Origin of the sequence: Hathewaya histolytica (assembly GCF_901482605.1) — a bacterium.
Lineage (GTDB): Bacteria > Bacillota > Clostridia > Clostridiales > Clostridiaceae > Hathewaya > Hathewaya histolytica.
Genome location: NZ_LR590481.1, coordinates 1,045,451 through 1,064,630, shown reverse-complemented (window position 1 = coordinate 1,064,630; position 19,180 = coordinate 1,045,451). Strand labels below are relative to the sequence as shown.

The 19,180-nt window shown below is 29.3% G+C and carries 19 protein-coding genes; 1 reads left to right on the top strand and 18 read right to left on the bottom strand.

The annotated features are described in order from the left end of the window. Positions 1 to 5: 5 nt before the first annotated feature. The gene (locus FGL08_RS05005; protein ID WP_138209733.1) at positions 6 to 1,214 is read right to left on the bottom strand and encodes a PQQ-dependent sugar dehydrogenase family protein; all 1,209 of its coding nucleotides are present in this window, start codon (positions 1,212 to 1,214) and stop codon (positions 6 to 8) included. Between the two features lie 162 nt (positions 1,215 to 1,376). Between FGL08_RS05005 and spoVB the strand changes: the two genes are divergently transcribed. Then, on the top strand, positions 1,377 to 2,882 hold the full coding sequence (spoVB, locus tag FGL08_RS05000) for a stage V sporulation protein B (protein ID WP_138209732.1): 1,506 nt from the start codon (positions 1,377 to 1,379) through the stop codon (positions 2,880 to 2,882). Positions 2,883 to 3,001: 119 nt separating this feature from the next. Here spoVB and FGL08_RS04995 read toward each other — a convergent pair whose 3' ends face one another. From FGL08_RS04995 to FGL08_RS04920, 17 genes are all read right to left on the bottom strand, one after another. After that, positions 3,002 to 4,633 carry a putative polysaccharide biosynthesis protein gene (locus tag FGL08_RS04995; RefSeq protein WP_138209731.1) on the bottom strand — a complete coding sequence of 544 codons (1,632 nt, stop codon included), beginning with the start codon at positions 4,631 to 4,633 and terminating at the stop codon, positions 3,002 to 3,004. Between the two features lie 19 nt (positions 4,634 to 4,652). Further along, entirely contained in the window at positions 4,653 to 5,609 is a 957-nt protein-coding gene (locus FGL08_RS04990; RefSeq protein WP_138209730.1) for an RluA family pseudouridine synthase, read from the bottom strand. A gap of 122 nt (positions 5,610 to 5,731) precedes the next feature. Further along, on the bottom strand, positions 5,732 to 6,895 hold the full coding sequence (locus tag FGL08_RS04985) for a M20 metallopeptidase family protein (RefSeq protein WP_138209729.1): 1,164 nt from the start codon (positions 6,893 to 6,895) through the stop codon (positions 5,732 to 5,734). Positions 6,896 to 7,036: 141 nt separating this feature from the next. After that, positions 7,037 to 7,333: a hypothetical protein gene (locus FGL08_RS04980; protein ID WP_138209728.1), complete on the bottom strand. Its 297-nt coding sequence runs from the start codon at positions 7,331 to 7,333 to the stop codon at positions 7,037 to 7,039. A 147-nt stretch (positions 7,334 to 7,480) separates the two neighbouring features. Further along, on the bottom strand, positions 7,481 to 7,918 hold the full coding sequence (locus tag FGL08_RS04975) for a 3'-5' exonuclease (RefSeq protein ID WP_138209727.1): 438 nt from the start codon (positions 7,916 to 7,918) through the stop codon (positions 7,481 to 7,483). A 1,060-nt stretch (positions 7,919 to 8,978) separates the two neighbouring features. After that, positions 8,979 to 9,164 (bottom strand): hypothetical protein, encoded by a 186-nt coding sequence (locus FGL08_RS04970; protein ID WP_138209726.1) that lies wholly within the window; start codon positions 9,162 to 9,164, stop codon positions 8,979 to 8,981. Positions 9,165 to 9,175: 11 nt separating this feature from the next. Further along, positions 9,176 to 9,928 carry an N-acetylmuramoyl-L-alanine amidase gene (locus tag FGL08_RS04965; protein WP_138209725.1) on the bottom strand — a complete coding sequence of 251 codons (753 nt, stop codon included), beginning with the start codon at positions 9,926 to 9,928 and terminating at the stop codon, positions 9,176 to 9,178. Next, positions 9,929 to 10,243 carry a hypothetical protein gene (locus FGL08_RS04960; RefSeq protein ID WP_138209724.1) on the bottom strand — a complete coding sequence of 105 codons (315 nt, stop codon included), beginning with the start codon at positions 10,241 to 10,243 and terminating at the stop codon, positions 9,929 to 9,931. 82 nt (positions 10,244 to 10,325) lie between these two features. After that, entirely contained in the window at positions 10,326 to 10,892 is a 567-nt protein-coding gene (locus FGL08_RS04955; protein WP_138209723.1) for a type III toxin-antitoxin system ToxN/AbiQ family toxin, read from the bottom strand. Positions 10,893 to 11,162: 270 nt separating this feature from the next. Further along, complete coding sequence (locus tag FGL08_RS04950; RefSeq protein ID WP_138209722.1) at positions 11,163 to 12,659, bottom strand: hypothetical protein; 1,497 nt, start codon at positions 12,657 to 12,659, stop codon at positions 11,163 to 11,165. Between the two features lie 2 nt (positions 12,660 to 12,661). After that, positions 12,662 to 12,814, bottom strand: a complete 153-nt coding sequence (locus FGL08_RS13335; RefSeq protein WP_171011979.1) for a hypothetical protein — start codon at positions 12,812 to 12,814, stop codon at positions 12,662 to 12,664. Continuing rightward, positions 12,804 to 13,178 (bottom strand): YomQ N-terminal domain-containing protein, encoded by a 375-nt coding sequence (locus FGL08_RS04945; RefSeq protein WP_138209721.1) that lies wholly within the window; start codon positions 13,176 to 13,178, stop codon positions 12,804 to 12,806. The genes FGL08_RS13335 and FGL08_RS04945 overlap by 11 nt, the downstream gene beginning before the upstream one ends. A gap of 11 nt (positions 13,179 to 13,189) precedes the next feature. After that, positions 13,190 to 15,370: a phage tail spike protein gene (locus FGL08_RS04940; protein ID WP_138209720.1), complete on the bottom strand. Its 2,181-nt coding sequence runs from the start codon at positions 15,368 to 15,370 to the stop codon at positions 13,190 to 13,192. A gap of 48 nt (positions 15,371 to 15,418) precedes the next feature. Continuing rightward, positions 15,419 to 16,219: a distal tail protein Dit gene (locus tag FGL08_RS04935; RefSeq protein WP_138209719.1), complete on the bottom strand. Its 801-nt coding sequence runs from the start codon at positions 16,217 to 16,219 to the stop codon at positions 15,419 to 15,421. Continuing rightward, positions 16,219 to 18,681: a phage tail tape measure protein gene (locus tag FGL08_RS04930; protein ID WP_138209718.1), complete on the bottom strand. Its 2,463-nt coding sequence runs from the start codon at positions 18,679 to 18,681 to the stop codon at positions 16,219 to 16,221. The genes FGL08_RS04935 and FGL08_RS04930 overlap by 1 nt, the downstream gene beginning before the upstream one ends. A 51-nt stretch (positions 18,682 to 18,732) precedes the next feature. Next, the gene (locus FGL08_RS04925; protein WP_341472373.1) at positions 18,733 to 18,867 is read right to left on the bottom strand and encodes a Com family DNA-binding transcriptional regulator; all 135 of its coding nucleotides are present in this window, start codon (positions 18,865 to 18,867) and stop codon (positions 18,733 to 18,735) included. Between the two features lie 66 nt (positions 18,868 to 18,933). Beyond that, positions 18,934 to 19,170, bottom strand: coding sequence for a hypothetical protein (locus tag FGL08_RS04920; protein WP_138209717.1), 237 nt, complete (start codon positions 19,168 to 19,170; stop codon positions 18,934 to 18,936). Positions 19,171 to 19,180: the final 10 nt, after the last annotated feature.

The following is a 19,180-nucleotide window of genomic DNA, read 5'->3' as shown; positions in this document are numbered from 1 at the left end:
ATCACTTATCCTTTTTTATTTCTGCTTATTTTATACATAATTCCATTCCCACTATCTAAGAGAATTAAGTTTCCATTGCAAAACTTCATACTAGTAACATTACTTTTTATAGGAAGTATAAATTTCTTCTCTATAACTTTATTTTTATTTACCTTATATATAATATTATCTTTTTTTTCATAGAAATATATACTGTCTTTTTCCTCCAAATGTCCATCTTTGTCTATAACTAAGTCCCCCAATGAATCAAGACTCTTATGTTGTATAAAGGGAGCTGGTGGGTTAGTTGTAGGATGTTTATCTAATATAAAAGAATTATCTTTCCCCTTAAATCTAGGTGATGTTATTGGATCTCCGCCACTATAATCTGGCCAACCATACCATATAGATTTTTTAATTTGGAATATATAGTCTACATCACCCTTAACAGGTCGATACCCTCTATCTTCCATACCACCCACTGTTGCAAAAAGCTTATCTCCACTATTAAAATCCATACCCTTAATATTTCTAATTCCCCAAGCAAAAGTTTCTCTACCCTTAGTTTTAAGATTGTAAATAACTATAGAAGAGTTTCCTGGAAAACTACTTGTTAAAATCTGCCCTCTTATATTTTGAGTTTTATATGGTACAAAGGCTCCTGTCTTCTCTTCCCCAAAATTTTCTCCCCTTATGGTAATAGATTTTGGTGTAATATCATAATTATGAGGGTAGTCTTCTACCCACTTATTATCCTTTCCAACTACACCAGAATTAGTAGCTGAACCTATAGTTACATATAAATATTCCCCTTTTAACTTTATAATACTATCTTTATAGTCACCGTAATTTGGAAGTTCTTTTAATAGAACTTTTCTATCCTTAGTTTTTAAGTTATATTCATATACCTTATTTTCGGATGCAAAATATAGTTTACCTTCTTTATACTCTAAACTGGTTATCTTCAAACTTTTATCCTTTAATATTATATTGCTCCAACCATTTTCATTTAAAACCTGGATTCTATCTTCAAAAGCTACAAAATATGTATTCTTACCATCAAAAGCAAAATCTACTGAACCTTTAAAGCCTTTGAACTTCTGATCTGATTCTAAATTATCTCCTTTTATTTTTAAATAAAAGCTAGTAAAGTCTAAACCATAAAAGATAATCACTATAATTAACGTCAAAACACTTCCTACTATTAATATATTGTTTCTATTTGGTTTTTTCAATATTTTCACCTCATTAAATACTTAATCATATTTAATATATATTTTTATAAAGGTAAATATATGAAAAGAAACCACCTTAATTTTAATCATATATATTTTTTATATTCATATTATTATATATGTATTTTTTTAAGGTAACACTTCATTCTTAAGGAGGATTAAATGAGTAGGGATGACTTTTATAGAAATTCTTTTATACTAACACTTTCAAACCTTACTACAGGAGTTTTAAAATTTCTATTTTCAATTATATTATCTAGGGAACTTGGGGCAGAAGGCCTAGGCCTTTATGCGCTTATAATGCCTATATATGATCTATTTTGTTGTCTTATTTGTGGTGGAATGGTAACTTCCTTATCTAAAGAAGCATCTTTTTATTACAATAGAAATGACTATGCAAACTTAAGAAAAACCGTTCGGATTTCATTTATTTTTGATTTAATATGGGCATTTATAATTAGTGGACTATTTTTATTATTTTCCCCATCTATTTCAAAATTCATTATACGAGATAACAGAAGTTTATATTCTCTTTGGGCCATTGCCCCAGCATTAATTTTTGTAGCTTTATCATCTATTTATAAAGGATACTTTTTTGGTATATCTAAAGTAAAGGTACCAGCGTACATAGATGTTTTTGAAAAAGCCGTTCGTATGATAGCCATAGTAGGACTTATTAAAGTTCTTTCGCTTAAAAACATAACTTATACCGTAACAGTAACTTATATTGCCTTAAGCCTAGGTGAACTTTTGAGTTTTATACTTTTATTTATTTATTATAAAACAAATAATAAGATTCCAAATACCCCTAGTACTAAAAATATAGAAACAGGCTTTCAGCTTTTATTTAATATATTAATTTTAGCAATTCCACTATGTATAAATGGTTTTTTAACCACAGCAATATCCTCTTTTTCTACACTATTGATTCCTAGAAGATTAGTATCTGCTGGCATAGATTATAAAGTGGCTCTAGGTATGATAGGTAGATTTTCTGGTATGGCTCTTACTATTGTATTTTTTCCTATGACAATAATTTTTTCAATATCAACACTACTTATTCCGGATATTTCTAAAAGCATAGCTGTAAATGACTTTTATGCATTAGAAAACAGAATAAAGGAAGTTATGCAAATTTCTCTTTTACTAGGACTTGGAAATCTAATTATATGTCTTACCATACCAAATAATTTAGGAATTATGTTCTTTGGAAGAAATGATCTCGGAGAATATATAAAACTTGCATCCCTTTCCGCTCCTTTTACCTATATGGCTGCCTCTGGTTATAGCATATTAAATGGAATTGGAAAACAGAAAAGAGTACTTATTAATTCTCTTATTACCTCTATTCTTCAAGTATTCTTATTTTATATATTATTAGGTATTCCTTCTATAAATATATATGGCTATGGAATTACATTTTTAATAGTTTCCATTATATCACTTATTTTAAACTTTAGAGATATTTATAAGTTTTGTCCTATAGAATTTAATTTTGGCAATATAGTTATAAATATACTTTTAACGTTTTTAATATACTTTTGTATTCAATTATTAGACTCTATTATACCTAACAGTAATATGATTTTTAAAAATACACTTATAATTTTTATGGGTTTTTCTATATTCTTTTTATCTGTATTTTTAATACAAAAGCAAGAATCTTAATGTAATTATAATAAAAATAGCACTTTAATTTATCAAAGGAAATTCAAAGCTCCACAATGATAAAAAGTGCTATTTTTTTATTTAAAATTATTAAAATAAGTTTAATTTTAAAAAACCAATTATTCTACTAAATCTTGTATCATAAATTTTGGAATCATCCTAACTACTTTTGCGGGGAATATATTTAAGTCTCTTTTTCTAATTCCACCAGTTAAAATAAGAACATATAAATATATAAACGCTCCCACTATTATAGATATAAATGTGGCTACAGCATTTATCAAATATCCTCTTCCAAAAACCATGATTGATAATGTATGTAATATGTAGTAACTAAGATACACAACAAGTCCCATAACTGCAGATGCGAAAAATATCTTCTTAGATTTTCTTAATAAGTTAAATTTAACTCTTAAACTTTTTCTTATAGCCTTAGCACTTAATATAATTGGTATTAAGAAACATACAAAGTTGCCTAATAGTATTCCTTTTATCCCTATAAACGGTATTCCAATAAAGATATAGTTAACAACTATTTTTCCTAGAAGACCTAAAACACTATAGAAGGTTACAAGATAAATTTTACCTATACCTTGCAATATAGATGTTTGAATCTGCAAAACAGACATTAATATTAAATTAAATGCTCCTATAGATAATAGTGTTGCTGCATGACTACTATATCCCAAAAGCATACATATTGGCTCACTTAAAACAAGAAAACCAAAAGCTGATGGTATAGAAAGCAAGAAACATAATTTAAAGGCATAATTTACATTGCTATTTAGTGCCTTACGATCTTTTAAAGCGGCTGCACTGGATATAGCTGGCAGTATAGCTGCTGCAAGTGACATTATTATAATTATAGGTACTCCAATAAGTGTAGTATATTGATATATCCAACCCCACATAATATTCGCAGTCCTTACATTATATCCAATATCTAAAAGTCTGAATTTAGCTATTTTACCATCTATAATGAGCCCTGCATTTTGCATTGCGATGCATATGGTCATAGGAAGAGAATATGCTATTATATTTTTTAGAAGCTTTTTAGAGCTCTGTCTTTTAACATTTAAATTCCCAACCTTCGGCATCTTTATCTTTTTATTTTTTTTATAATAAAAAATTAATATACATACAGCAACTAAAGCTCCTACAAAAGTTCCTATTGTACCCCCTGCAACTCCTGCCTCTAACCCAAAGAGTAAGTTAAGATAGTACGCAAAAGCTAAACTAAATAAAATATTAAAAATCTGTTCAAAAACTTGAGATACTGCTGTTGGAGTCATATTTCCTCTACCTTGGAAATATCCTCTATATGTACTTAAAATCGATGTTACTAAAAGTGTAGGTGCAAGAGACATTACAGCAAGCCTTGAACTAGGGCTTCCTATAAATTCACTTAACCCTTTAGCATATATAAACATAAATAAAGATAAAACTCCACCAATAAAAAATAAGAGTCTTCTTGCAATTTTAAAACTTCTAACAGCATCTCTATAATTACCTACGGCTATTAACTCTGAAATATTTTTTGAAATAGCAACGGGTATTCCTGAGTTAGTTATAACATAAAGAAATACATAGATATTGTAAGCATAGCTATATATACCTATGCCCGCATCCCCTAAAACTCTTCTTAGGAGCGGTGCATAAAAAAGAGATAATACTTTAACTACAAGGCCTGCCATAGACAATATGGCAAAACCTTTGGTAGTTGATTGTTGTTCTACCGCTATATCACTCATAATCCACACCCTTTAACTTTTAAAACTTCATTATATCCTTTTTTATCCTTTTAAATATTGGAGGTAAGCTTTCTGCTATAGTCTTGTTTTGTAAATACTCAAGTTCCCCACTACATTCTTTAAAAATAAGCTTATAAGAATATAAGAATTGATAATTTAATCCGTATTTATTATGAAAATAATCATTTATCTTCTTGTCTCCATACTTAGGATCTCCTAAAATAGGATTACCAAGTGTACTTAAATGAGCTCTTATTTGGTGGCTTCTTCCTGTTAAAAGTTTAATTTCTATAAATGAATAAGAGCCAACAGTTTCTAAGGTTTTAACTTCCATAGCAATTTTTTTGCTATTAGCTGCATTGTTAAAAGTTACCTTAGATGTATTACTTGTATGATTTTTTTCAATATAAGCTTCTTTTAAACCCTCTTTTATTCTACCTTTAACTATGGCTACATAATATTTATCTACTTTTCTTTCCCTTAACATTTCATTCATAGCTTTTGTAGCTGCAAATGTCTTTCCAAAGATAACTATACCAGATGTATTTTTATCTAATCTATTGCAAGATGATGGTCTAAAAACTAATTCGCTTTCTTTAGCATAATCCCCTTTCTCATGTAAATAAGAAAGTACATGATCAGTTAAGGTTATCTCACCTACGTTTTTATCTGAATGAACTAAAATTCCTGGCCACTTTTCAACTAATAGTATATTACTATCCTCATATGTTATTTTTAATCCATTCTTTTCTACTTTTATAAAGTCTTTTTTCTCACTTTTATATTGTATGTTTCTGATTTCTAAAGTATCTCCTACATTTAGAACGTATTTTTCTTTTGATTTCTTGCCATTTATCTTAATATCGCCTTTTCGTATTCCCCTGTAAATAGCGCTTAAAGGAACGTCTTTACATAATTTTCTACAAAATTTATCTAATCTCTGATCTGCTTCGTTAATTCCTATTTCTACTTTCATGTTTTTCCTCCTAGAGTTCCTTTGTTTTTACAAGGACTTAAAATATTATACACTATAAAAATTTTTAATTCTATACTTCATAGTAAAGTTAATTATATTATAATAATTTACATATTTCCATACTATCTATTTAAAAAATCAGCTACAGCCTGACAGTGTATTGCCGTACCTATAGTTAAACAATCCTCATCAATATTAAATTTATCACTATGTGCAGGATATATTATTCCTTTTTCTTCATTTCTGCAACCTAAATAATAAAATACAGAAGGCTTTTCCATAGCAAAATAAGCAAAACTCTCAACCCCCATACTTGGAGCATCTAGAATATCTATATTCTTATTACCTATAACCTTTTCTGCTGAATTAATTAAAATATCATACATTTCATCATTATTATAAAGACAAGGATAACTTTCTTCGATTTCGATTTCACATTTTCCTCTCATGGGCTTAACTATGCCCTCTGTAATTTCTACTAATCTTTTTTTCACATATTCCCTGTGTTCTGTTCTAACTGTTCTTATTATTCCATTTAAAATAACTTCACTTGGAATTATATTTTGAGCTGTTCCTCCATGAATAGAACCTATGGTAATCACTCCTGCATCTGTTGGTGGAAGTTCTCGACTTATTATATTTTGAAGATTTATAATTACATTTGATGCAATTACTATAGGATCTACTGTGTATTGTGGAGCTGCCCCATGACCACCCTTTCCAGTTATCTTAATAGTAAATGGATTAGATGCGGCATTTACCACACCTTTTTTTATACCTATTTTACCTTTTTCAAGCCATTCTTCTACATGAAGTCCAATTACTGCATCTACATCTTCTACTACTCCTTCTTTAACCATAACTTTTGCTCCACCAGTAGTCTCCTCTGCTGGTTCAAATAAAAGTTTTACATTACCATTTAAGGAATCCTTAATGGAATTTAATATTTTAGCCGCTCCAAGAACCATTGTAGTATGTGCATCGTGTCCACAGGCATGCATAACTCCATGATTCTTTGATTTATATTCACAAGAGTTATTCTCTATTATAGGTAAGGCATCCATATCTCCTCTTAAGGCTACAGTTTTTTCACCTCTACCTCTAATAGTTGCACATATACCAGTTTCTGCGCATTCGTAGTATTCTATACCTTCTTTTTCTAAAAACTCTTTTACCTTCCCACTAGTTCTGTATAGCTGAAAATCTAGTTCAGGATTCTCATGAAAATCTCTTCTTGTATCTATTAAAAGTTCTTTAATTTCTTGCGCCTTTTTTAAAAAATCCATATTATTCTCTCCCTTTAGGAAATAGTAATTAAGCCCATATTATAAAAATATGAGCTTGATTAAAATATTATATAATATTAATTTTTTTAAAGCAACTTTTGAAGTGTTTATAATATGCTTATATGTGTAAAAGTCTTTTTATTACTTTATTATTTTTAATATACCTGAATTATCATCTATATATGGAAGCTTCCTTAAAATATTATAAAGATATCTTTCCTTAGGATTTGTATTATCTTCTAAATTTATAGGAACTTCATTATAATATAGCATTTTACACCAAAGATCTACAAAGTCATCCTTAGTTATAAATGTAATATTATCTTTTTCTTTTACAGTAAAACCTGTATTATATTTTTCTATTATATCGATTTCTAATTCTCCGCCTTTAGAAATTAATTCTTTAACATCTTCCCACATAACTTTGAAAGATATCATTTCATCGCCTCCCATCTACAACAACCCATTTTAAGTATATCACATTGTATAATCAAGTCAATTATTTTATGTTTTCCTAGTATTATTACATAATAAAAAAATAAATAATGTAACACATTTATTGATTTACTATGATAATTTTTATATTTATTCAATTTTTTCTATAAGTCCACCATAATAACTTACAGAGAAATCCAACTTTCTTTCTATACCATCATTAAATAAAATATTTATAATGTTTTCATTTACGTTAAGCACTTCCCCTTGTCCTAAAACTTTGTGATTAATTTTAGAACCCACTTCGAAATTGCCGATTTCCTTTCCTTCAATATCCATTTCCTTTAAAAATCTTGATGGTTTAATTCCTTTTCCTTTAATAGTTCTTAATGTTCCTATAAATAAATTTTCCATAGTACGAGTAACTCCCACATAAAACAGTCTTCTTTCTTCTTCTATATTTTCCTTTGATTCCATAGAATTACTATGTGGGATTATTTCTTCATTTATATTTATTAAAAATACGTTTTTAAATTCCATGCCCTTAACACCATGTATTTCAATAATTAAGCCATCTAGGAAGGTCATTGGTCACATTTATATATTCAATTATCGATTTTATTCCATACACATATTATAAATTATACCATAAAATAAATGTGTTATACTATAAAATTAAATATTACAATATATTTTTTTATTTTATTTAGGATGCTGATGGATCATCATAAGTTAAACTTATGATGCTTGCAATTTTACTCATGAGAATTTTACCTTCATTCAAAGCTAATTTAGCTTTCAATTTTGATTTCTGTACAGATTTTTATCTAACATTATAGTTTGATTAATAATTTACACTCTAATTACCACTATAGTACACACTATTAATCAATTGATAGTGTGATTAGCGTGGCTAATCAATTCGACCTCTATAAACGGCACGGTTGAGCCATTTTAAAAAGCCAATAGGTAAGGGAATATTATGACCTAAAATGAGCATACTAAGTTAAACTTAAGATGTTGAAAGAGGATACTAAGTTAAACTTAGTATGTTTAAATCTCACACCCATTTTGGGAATGTGGTAGAACGCTACATCCGAATTTTTAATACCAAGGGGAAATTCCACGTGGTTAATTAGTCCCACTCACCATAAAATTATGGTGACCTTTTTAGTCGTGCAACTGTGAGTGGCACGTTGTCGTAGCGGATTTTAAATGTGAAGATATAAACTCCACGTTAGGTAAGTGCAAAATTGTACCTACCTAAAAGCAAAATCACCTTTCGCCACTTGTGTCGAATTGTTAATGTATTCATTATCAAAATCCAATATTGGACTTTGTTAACTATGAGGTAAATCCAATTTTGGCTTTACTAATTAAAGTTTAGTAAAAAGCAATATTGCTTTTTAATTTATGATTAATTTTATACCACTATTGTAATACTACAATGCCATTATAATAGTACTACAATAGTGGTATATCTATAATAATTGCTATTGAGTTACTATAATAGTATTAAAACAGTACTAAAATAGTGGTACAATAGTACTGTTTTAGTATTACATTAGTACTACATATATAATTAATTATACAAAAAAGAAAAAAGGGATATTTTACATTAATATATAACGTAAAATATCCCTTAAAGTTATTTATTCTCTTTAATAGCCTGTCTTGTACTACTAGCTCCAAAATATGTACCTATAACCATGCTAAATATGGTTAAAAATTCTACACTTGATATATCTCTTCTTAAACTTAATATCACGAACACTATAGTTAACATTAAAGCTATTATCTTTTTAATCTGTAGAAAATTCTTAACAAATTCCATATAGACCTCCCTTAATATTTAATATACTTGGCATGAACATAACCACCATGAGGCGGATAATAGATATGCATCCAATCTCCCTCTTTCCTAAACAATTTAACCTTGTCACCCCTATATAAATGTCCTAAAATGTGATCTCTATTTCTGGCATCTCTGATTCTTACATCATTACCTGTACAATATCCAACTTTACCATCTAAATTAGTATTGTTTATACTTCTATTTTGTGTTGTATTTGAAACACTTTCTCCTACTAAACCTTTAACGATTGCATCTGCTATTTTACTAACACCTAAGCTCCTATATAAATTCACATCTGATAATGTATCAATAAAACAAACTTCTATAAGCATTGATTTCATTCTAGTACCTCTTATAACTGCTAGATTAGATCCATTCTTAATACCACGATTATAAAATCCTAAGCCTTCTAAATTCTTCAATATATTATTAGCTTCTACTAATTGTTTACCACCATATGTATATATTTCACTACCCTTGCCACCACCAGCATTTATATGTATAGATACAAACATATCAACATTTGAGTTATTCGCAGTGTTAACCCTATAATTTAGACTTTCCCTTACACTTCCTGCACTATTTCGAGTACAATTAATAACTTTATGTCCTAGTGATTGTAACCTCCTACTAACCTCATTTGCAATTTCTCTAGTCATTAATTCTTCTCTTAATCCATTACCTTGTGCTCCTGTATCTGCACCACTTAAACAATGCCCAGCATCTATTCCATATATAGACATTTAAACCACCTCTCTATCCTTTTTTAAACTCATATTCCCAATCCCAATTCCAATCTTAATATCCTCGACATCTTTTTTTATATCAGTAGCTAAAATTCTATTAGTCTCCAATAACTCCTGGTTAACTTCCCTATTATAGCTAATTTCTTTATAAAGTCTTTCCTTATCTTCTTTATTTACTTCATACATTTTTTCTTTATCTTCTCTATTACTTTCCATCATTTTTCCAAATAGGATATATACAAACCACCCTAATCCTAATGTACATGCGATTGGAAATCCAACCGTTGATATTATATCTGTTATTTCTTTCATTTTTTCAACCTCCTCTTTATTTATTTCAAAAAATAAAAAAACTCCTAACTTTTAATTTGTTAGCAGTTTTATTGTAAATATATTATGTAGTTTTCTTTAACTTTGTAGCAGCAACTTCTTTGTCCACTTCAATTTCTTTATGTTGTATGTTGTTCTTAATACAATATTCTATACATTTTTGTTCTAATAATTTAAAATCACAACTATTTTTTAATAGGCTTGGACTAAGTTTATTAACAACCTTTTTATAAGTCCTCTTTGCTTTGTTTTTGATTTCTTCTTGCTTTTCTACACAAAATTTATATTCTGTAAATAACAAGTGTTTATATGATTCAGATTTTTCTTTTGAAAAATCTTTGCATTTTAAACACGTATATGGGACTGGAAACATATAATTAAACCTTATAGAACCTTTTACCTTACCTTTTTTGTCTTTTATTAAAATATTATCCTTTTGTTGTATTGAATAAGAAGAAATTGGAGCATAATAATTAAAATTTTCAAAACTAAGTACTACTCCACACACAAACTTATTATTGTTCTCATAGTTATGATATGGAACTTTGGTAAAACCCCGTTCATCTATTTCTGACTTCTGCAAAAAATCTAAATACTCACTGTCTACTTCATAAAACTTTAGCCTTCCCATAACTTCCCCCATACATGATAAAAGAGGTGAGAATATTTAAATTCAAACCTCTTTACAATCATTAAAATTCACATTTAAAGTAGTGAAACACTCAACATTAAAATTCGCACTTCTCATAAGTGGCGAAACACTCAATCATTAAAATTCACATTTAAAGTAGTGAAACACTCAACATTAATTTTTATTATGTCTATAATATACTACAATTATAAGCCAATGTCAAGGGATTATATGTAAAATATTCTAAAGATTAATATATGATATACATTATTATTGTACTAATTTTAGTTCTAAATCTGAAAATGTGAATGTACCTTGTTCTCTGTTACCACAGTTTATTCTAACAAGATTACAATTTCTAGGTGTAATAAACTCTATAATATTTTCGTTTTTACTCGAGTTGTCCAATGCAATTATATTATTATAATAAAAATCTACATCAAAATAGGCATTTTCAGATTTTACACTAGTTAATTTATATTTATTATTAGGGAAAATTGGTAACATTATATAATTATTTGCCCATGGTATTGTTGTATTTACCACAATAGAATTACCATCTTCACTAACAGTAGTATTAGGATTTATACTCCAAAGTGGCTTACCATTTTCATCTTTTTCATTAAATTTAGGAATCAGATTTTTACTCTCCCTTAATATTTCTTCCATTTCAGATTCGGAAAATGTTTGGTTGCTATATAGCTTAAAATTATCTATAAAGGAATTACTGTAAAATGTTCCACCAAGAACTGAACCTATATCAAATTTTAAATTACCTGTTATAGCATCATCTTTAGTAGTAAATTTTTGTGTTTTAAGTTCTCCATTGATTAGTATACAAACTGTAAATTCTTTTTTATTCCTTTGTAAAACAAATCTAATATTTTGCCATTTTTTAAAATTAACATCAAATACTGCATTACCTATTCCCTTATAATTTAACATAGCAGCCAAAGTAAGCTTAGTACCATCTCTACTTAATTCAAAATAAAATCTATTTACATTATTAGTATTTCTAATATCAAAAATACCTCTTACTTTATCAGATGTTTGTCCACTTTCAAAACTAGGATAAAATTCACCTTGTATTGCCCACTTATCAGTTAACTCAATATCAATGGATTCTACTTTGTCAGGATCTCTTTTGAATTCTAGTTTGATATTGAAGTAATCTAAAGATAAGGTACTAGTAATGTTAGTATCTGATGGATGTAAGGATTTAATTAGAATATATATTTTATTATTAGTTTGAATGTATTGAAATCTGTCTACTCCAAATGTAATTTCTTTTATTTCATTTGTGTGATTTTTATTATCTCCATTCCATTTATCCCAACCATATACATAAACTTCACAGCCATATTTAACTGCATCTACTACTCCACTACCCATAGCATAGGTAGTAATAGTAGCTGATTTAAAGTTTTCTCTTAATAAATTGTTATTACCATTAAATCTATCTTGGCAATATTGAGTTAAATCAACTTCTAGCATTATTTGAGCATATCTTCCTGATTCTCTTACTCCATCATGACTAGAAGAATTGTACTCATAATAATCATTGTCTAATTTACTAATTTTATCAATAACACCTTGATCTTTATCATAATAGTCATCCCATCCATCATTTGGTTTACCTGTTTTAGAAGGTGGTATTAATTCTTTTGCACATGAACGCCATATTTTAACTGGATGTGGCTCATTTGCTTCTTTAAATAACGTTGAGTATTCTAAGGTTTCAGTATCTCCGCCTATATAAATCGCCATTTTTATATCACCTCTGGATTAACTTTACTCATTAATTCCTTATATTGCCCCATAGTGATTTGATTAAATGTTAAAAATACATTTAGTTTATTGGTTATATCTTCTTTTTCAAAATAATTATTGGTGATTAAATTATTCAATAAGTTATAAAGCATTGCTCTTACCTCCTACATTAATTAAATTTACATATTCTTTAGATATTATATAGTTCTGTAAATCTAATAATTGTTTTTTTATTTCTTCATTTTTTACTTCTTTTTCTTTTTCAACTGGCTTATTATACTCCTCAATTTCTTCATTCGTAAGCGATTCAACCCATCTACCTAACTCAAAATCATACTTAGGTGTAAACCATCGTTGTTCTGGGTTTTGATGCATCCAACTATACTCAACATAACCTTGTGGAATATTGATAATTTTCGTTGTTTCGGTATCAAAATCAAGTTCCATTCTTTCATAGTCCTCAAAAAAGCCATTTTCATCTAATTTATATAATCTAACTTCTTGCTTAATAATCATTTACTTACCTCCTACGTATATACCTTAAAGCTAATTCCATCAAGTTGTATCCATTCAGCTGCGTTTCCAAACCTAAAAATAATATTTCCTTTCCCGTCTATATCTATTCCAGCTGGTGTTGCCGCTCCACTCCTCACCAAAAATCTCATGTAGGCAGCTTGATATGGATTACCATCAATTGTTGCAATTATACTATCTACTTTTCCATAATACACTCTACCCATTAAATGCATAACACCAGATGAATCTACAAAATAACGTGGACTATAAGGGTATGAATCTTTACTAATCCAACCATTTTTTAAATCTAACATTTGAATGTCGCTTGACCTCCAAGCATAAAACACTGGGTCCATATGACTCACTTGCCTAGGTGATGCAACCGTATGTTCAGCTTGAATCCAACTGTGAGTTTTAAAAACAGTATCATCTAACAATAATTCACCTGTTTTTAAGTTTATCCCTTGTGATGTTTTTATGGTTATCCCACCACCTTGATTATTCAACGGTGAACCGTCAACCTGTGTACCAGAAACATTCAACACACCACATTTATATTTATCTGATGCTGGGGTTATATTTAACCCTTTGTAACTACTTGTTTTCAAACCAAATCCACTAATACTAAGTTCTAATTTATCATCGAATACACTACCGACCATGTCTCTACTGTTAAAAATTAAACCTCCATTTGTCATTTTACAAACATTTGTTGATTTTTGCCATAGCTCACCACCATCCCATGTGGGTCTATCAACACTCATTATCTCAACACCTTGTAAGCTAACTCCTCTTATAATTTCACCTTGTAGGAACTTACCAATAATTTTACCATCCATAGTTATTGCAGTTTCAAACTTTCCATTATATCCATTGCTTGAATACCCTAATCCATTCATATTCCATCTCCATACCTTAGTGGCGGTGTTTATATCAGTAGTATCCATAATAAGCAATTCATCATTTTTCTTTACTACATGTCCACCTAATGCATTATTAAGTTTATTCGTTGCATCTTCTATAGCCTTATCTAAACTTCCTTGATTTTCTTCTATTATTTTCGCAGTTTCAGAAAGTGCTTTTTGTAAATTATCTGTAGCTTGATTTATTTTTTTATCCTGTTCACTCATGGAATCTGCTATATTTTTTATGAAGTTTCCTAACTCTAATCCAATATATCTATTAGAAATACAGTCATATTTATAACTGATAACTTTAGATTTTAGATTAATACCTAGTCTTTCATGCTTAACTGTTATTATATCTCCTAACCAAACTCTCTCTAGTATCTGATATTTTTCATATTCTTTTGTTTTGCTTAGTTCTATAAAATCAACTTTGTAATTTACTATAGGAATATCTACTTTCTGTACTTCGTATAGCTCTTTTACTTTTTCCCTTAGCATTTTAATTACATCATTCTTAGTCACTTTTTCTTCTGAATTAACCTTTAATTCAGTAAAGTGAAAATGTTTAATCTTTGGATGTACATATTTATTAATCAAAGGTGAATCTATATACTTTTCAGATAACATTATAACCGTGTCATTCTCTTCTAACCCTGTAGGCATAATTCTAGTTATTACATTGCTTTCGTCTATTTCTTCTTCAAGTCCTATAAGGTTCTTTCCATATCTAATAGTAACCCCTCTATCTTCACCCCTGTGAGCTTTCATAGATATATTAAAATTATCCCTAACTATTTCTCCACCCCATCTACTCAAGAATGAATTATCATCGTCGCTCAATAAAGCTTCAATGGGGTTTTTTCTTATAATATAAGCCGTATTAACTCTACTTATATCACTAGATACACTAAATTTATGTTTGTATTGTGTACCCTTAAATAAATCTTCTATTGCACTTGCGCCAGTAGCATTCGTTGGTCTGGTGTCCTCTATAAAGTTGTCAAGCAAATCATAAAAGATATGAAATGCTATACATGAAATACTATTTAAATTTTTCTTTTTCTTAAATATCCTAAATAACTGATCTCCTTGTAGCGTTGGAACTTTTATAACATTCCCTTCAACAATATTTCTCCATTTATCCCTGCTATCCAATGGATACTCTAATTCTAGCTTGTATATCCCATTTAACTCTTCTTCAACTTCACATTTAATACAACTATCTAATATACATAGTCCATTGTGATTAAAGTCAGTTTCAGTTTTATCATATATTCTTATCAATTTATCACTCCCCTTAAAATAAAATAAGAGAAGTAATAAGCACCTCTCTTATAAAAATCTAGTATTCTTTTTTATATCTATTGTTTTTATATCTCCTTCCCAACTTATATTATTTTCACCTACTTCAAACCTAGGGAATTCACCATACATTTTATTGTTACAAGGCATTGTATTTTTGTAGCACTCCATCATTTCAGAATTGATAGTTATCTTATCTTCTACGTTCTTTAGTTTTATAGTTTCTTCATTAATATATATAGTTATATCTCCTGTTCCACAAATAGTTATAGTTGGTTCTGAATATATAGTTCCTGTATTGTTTATTATTATCTGCTTAGCTGCTAATTCTTTATATAATGTGATAGATTCATTTTCTTTATAAACTGTTCCACCGCTATAATTCAATGATTCTAAAGGATTTATTGACTTACTATCTCTGGAAAATTTATAATCTATTATTTTAAATATATTAGATTCATCTTTTAGATATCCAAAAGGCTGACAATCAAATTGCACTACTCCACTATGAAACTTTTCTAATACCCTTATTAAATCTACCTTATTTACAATTCTAGCTTTGTAGTATCTATCCATTTCATTTGAAAAGATAACCTCTCCACTACCATTAAGCCATTGTTTCATATCATCAAAGTTATTATGCTTTATGTCAAATTCAACTGTTTTTACTTCACCTTCGTAAGTATTATCATCTGTAGTTAAATATCCATTCCTTCCTGGAACTACTATCTTTTCTACTCTTTCTTCTGGAGTACTTATATTAGGAAGGGATATAATTTTCAACCCCTTCTCACTACTATGTATTCCTTTCCATATAAATCCTGTTTCCATTATACCCCTCCCCTTGCTAATCTATTTTGTTTTCTGTAAAACTCTAATTCTTCCATAAGTGTTTGTGGATCTTTATCTGTATTATTTTCAAACTTTTCAATATTTATTTTTAAGCCATTATCATTGTTATTTGTTATTGTAGATATGCTATTTTCTTTGTTCGCTCTATTACTTATACACATAGTTGCTTTAGATGTTTCCAGTCCCACTGTTGTTTGCATTTTACCAATCAAATCATTCATATTGGTATTTATATCATCTTCTAGGTTAGGAGTTTCTACGTCTACACCTACTCCAATACCTTTTACTATGTTTCTACCTATCAAATCTCTCATTACCCTACTTGGAGAATGTATTCCAAAAATACCTTTGATAGATTTAATAATACCCTTAGCAAATCCTTTTACAAGTCCCAAAACCCAATTTGTCATTGCGTTTATACCATTCCACAATCCTTTTACCAAGTTTTTACCTATATCTGCACCACCACTAAATATACCCTTGAAAGCTTCCATAATTCCATTTCCTATACCTTTAGCTATTCCACCTATATTCCCTTTCATGGAAGATAATCCTTTTCCTATATTAGATATTACATTCTTACCTGCACTCGCCCAGTTAAACAATGTAATAGCGTTAAATATAGCTTTTATAATAGCTGGTATATTGGCGATTAAAGTTGGAATTGCTTTTATTAAACCTTTAATAAGTGCTAGTATAATTTGTACTCCGCCCTTAAGTATCTGTGGTAAATTAGCCATCAGTTCATCCATAAAGCTATTAATTATTCTTGGTATATTTTCTATCAAATAGGGTAAATTATCCATTAACCCTTGTACTAATCCTTTCAATAGTTCCATACCAGCTTTTATAATCTTAGGCATATTCTCTATTAGCTTGTCACAAATCTTTACGATCAGTTCTAATATCTTAGTTAGCATTGCTGGAAAACCTTGACTAAATCCCTCTGCTAGTTTGACTATAATATCTGCTGCTAAATCAATAAGTTGTGGTAAATGTTCCATTAATAAATTTAATATTTGATTTATTCCTTCTGTAATTTTCGTTATAAGATTTGGTATATTGTCAGTTAACCCTTTTCCGAACTCTTCCATAAGAAGAAATGCAGTTTCTAATAGCTGTGGTATGAATTGCATTATTCCTTCAACAAAACTTTGCATAAGATTAAATGCACCCATTGCTATAGAGTTTCTATTATTTTTTATACCATCTAGAAAACTTTTTAATACTTCTGTACCTAATTTAACAAATTCTGGTGTCTTTTCTGCTATACTAGTTATTATTTGTGCAAATATATTTCCTACTGCCCCAACCATTCCAGTAAAGCCACCCTTGGAAAAAGCAGTAGATAGTTGTCCCACAAAACTATTTGCTGATTTAATTATATCTTTCATAGGATTGTTAACGGATTCATACAACTCAATTCCAAGCCCTTCAGCGGCTGACTTAAGTAATGTTAATTGACCCTTAACATTGTCATTCATGGTATCAGCCATTTTTTGTGCAGCACCTTCACAGCTAGAAAGATTTTCATATAGCTTTTTATAATCAGAATCACTTGCGTTAATTATTGCTAACATACCACTCATCGCTTCTTTACCGAATATAGTAGCTGCGTATTGTGTCTTTTGTGCGTCAGAAAGCTTAGCAAATTTTTGTCTTAGTTCATCATATAATACTTTACCCTGCTTAACTTTACCATTACTATCTGTTATACTTATTCCTAGATCTTTCATTGCTGCTTTCATTTTATCCGAAGGTTTAACCAAGTTGGTTAATGCACCTCTTAATGCAGTACCAGACTGACTTGCTTTAATACCGCTGTTTGCCATTAATCCTAATGCAAAAGCTGTATCTTTAGCACTCATCTTTAAAGAACCTGCAACTGGGGCAACATATTTAAAAGACTCTCCTAACATGCCTACATTAGTATTGGAATTACTTGCGGCACTAGCTAGTAAATCAGCAAATTTAGCACTATCTTTTGCTTGCATTCCAAATGCCGTCAATGCATCAGTTACTATATCAGATGTAGAAACTAAATCTTCACCACTTGCAGCAGCAAGGTTCATTATACCTTCTATACCACCAAGCATATCTTTAGTTTTCCAACCAGCCATAGCCATATATTCCATAGCTGCAGCCGACTCAGTGGCACTAAACTTAGTCTTAGCACCCATTTCCTTAGCTTTCTTACCCAACAAATCTATATCTTTTTGTGTTGCACCACTTATTGCTTGCACCTTAGACATGCCCTCTTCGAAACTACTTCCAACTTTATAGGCATATGTAGCAATTCCTGTCATTGCAGCACCTACACCAGCTAAAGACTTGGTGAATATGCTTACACTCCCCTTAGCTAAACTACCTAACTTCTTCAGTCCTTTAGCGGCACCACTTTCATCTATCTTAGTGTCAATTATAATTTTTCCATCTGCCATATATATTACTCACCTGCCTTTTATATAAAATAAAAAAGACAGGCTCACTCACTACTCTACGGTGTGGTTTGGCTCTGTTCTCTGATTAATTTCTAATTTAATTATTTTTTTACATCTAGTACATTTTATTTCTCCTCTTATATAATCAGCTTTTAATAATAACTGATTACAATAAGGACATCTCACTTCTTTAATTTTTATCACCTCATTTTTGGCATTAAAAAAACACCTACATAAGTAAGTGCTAATAATTTATACTCTCCATGTTTTACCACAATTTTGACAAACTGCTTGACTATGGGTTTTACTTGTTACTTTATTAGGTTTAAATATTTTTATTATTAACCATGGTATTGTTAAAAATATCCACATAAGCAACTCTAACCACCAACCGATTAACAACCAATATATTAAACCATGCTTTTTATTTTTAATATGTGTTACAGCTTGTATATTTACATTATTACTTCCACATTTAGAACATTTCACTACAACCACC